Raw genomic sequence first — 1653 nt, 5'->3', positions numbered from 1 at the left:
GGCCCGTCGGCCGGTGAGGTCGTGGCCCGTCCCCTGCCGGACGGCGTCTGGCGTCTGGACTGGCTGCTGCCGCCCGGCAAGGACCTGGCAAATCCCCCTGCTATCGTCCTGAGTGATGTTAGGGAGTTGACGTCCGATGCCATCGCCCGGCTGAAGCAGCTTTTCAGCCGAGCCGGCATCGGCAAGAGACCCCATGTCTTCGTCGTGCACGAGGAAGGCCCGCGGACTCAGGCTCACGTTCAGATGCTCGGGGTGACCGCGATGGTCACCGCTGCGGCCCTCTCTACACTGCCGCGTGTCATCGAACGCGTCGTGGTCCAGGCCGGGATGGTGCCTTCGTCGGCACAGAAGCACGCGAGCCGGGCGCGGCAGTTTCTGCGCGACACCATCATGGTTGGCGTGCTGACACCAGCCGAGGTCGCAAACGGGACGGAGATCGTTGCGACGGCCATCGGCGCCCACGGGATCTACGATTGGATCCGCGCGGTGCGTGACTTCGATGATGCCACGCACCAGCATATCCTGCTCGTGGCGGGATTGGCGGCCGCCTTCGCCGGCACCCTCGGAATGTCGAGGGCTGATCGACATCGATTGGCTCAGGCGGCCCTTCTTCACGACGTCGGTAAGACCAGGATCCCTGTTGCCATCCTGAACAAGCCAGGCAAGCTCGACGCGTCCGAGATGGCCGTGATGCGAACGCACGCCGTCGAGGGCTATCGCATGCTTGTCGGGCTAGGGTTCGAGGAGGCCATGCTGAGCGTTGTTCGGTCTCACCATGAGATGCTGGATGGATCTGGCTATCCAGACGGGCTGTCGGGGGCGGCCATTCCCGACCTTGTCCGGCTGGTCACGGTCTGCGACGTCTATGGCGCCTTGATCGAAGAACGGCCTTACAGGGCGCCAATGGCTGCATCGGAGGCGTACCCGATCCTCGAAGGTATGAAGGGCCGGTTGGACCCCGATCTGGTGCATGCTTTCAGGCCCGTCGTAATGACTCCCGCCGCCAATGCCGATCCTTCCAAGCCCCTGAAACCGTCTCATTGATCTTATGCGGATACTAAGATTTCACTTGTATTTCAGGCAGGCACGAAGCGTCTTAACAGAACCTGGCCCAAAGTCACGATGAATATACAGTTGCTCGCCCGAGCAATCAGGCACGGAACGTCGTCTGCGTCGAAGTGAAGACCCGCAAGCTTTAGCTGCCAATCCTTAGTCCGATGAAGCGGACACCCCCGCTGAGTAGGCAGAACGGTCATATCCCTGACATTTTACGCCGTCTGCTTTCGACCCGACCCAGTCATTCGGGATCACCGCTGCGATGTCTATGAGCGGTCGTTGATCGAGCCACCCCTGTACGGCTGAAGCTGGCTGAAAGCCGTTGGTCCGTTCTATAGCGAACGATTGCACGAAGCAGACCTTGCAGTTCGCGAGAGCATTTTACCGACACCTGAAAAGCCAGCACGCTTTCCCGAACGTCGGGCGACGAGGGCGCGACGCGATCTGTTCAATTCGGGTGACACCTACTACAATCGGCAAAGCATCCCCTCGGTTATGTCAGGCCAATGCAGGCAGAATGGACCGAGTTCAGCTCCCCCTATTGACGAGATCGGGAAAGTATCGAGAAATGCGGACGATATTCTCAACTTTAGATTA

The 1653-nt window shown here is 60.2% G+C and carries 2 protein-coding genes; both read left to right on the top strand.

Translation table 11 applies throughout. The annotated features are described in order from the left end of the window. Positions 1–1044, top strand: a 1044-nt coding sequence (locus tag ABTY56_RS38620) for an HD-GYP domain-containing protein (RefSeq protein ID WP_350634372.1), incomplete at its 5' end; no start/stop codon positions are given. A gap of 357 nt (positions 1045–1401) precedes the next feature. Next, a partial coding sequence (locus ABTY56_RS38615; RefSeq protein WP_350634371.1) for a hypothetical protein occupies positions 1402–1653 on the top strand: 252 nt, incomplete at its 3' end.

Origin of the sequence: Kitasatospora sp. NPDC097691 (assembly GCF_040302665.1) — a bacterium.
Taxonomy (GTDB): Bacteria; Actinomycetota; Actinomycetes; order Streptomycetales; family Streptomycetaceae; genus Kitasatospora.
The sequence above is the reverse complement of the archived record's forward strand: the minus strand, read 5'-3'. Positions and strand labels throughout refer to the sequence as shown.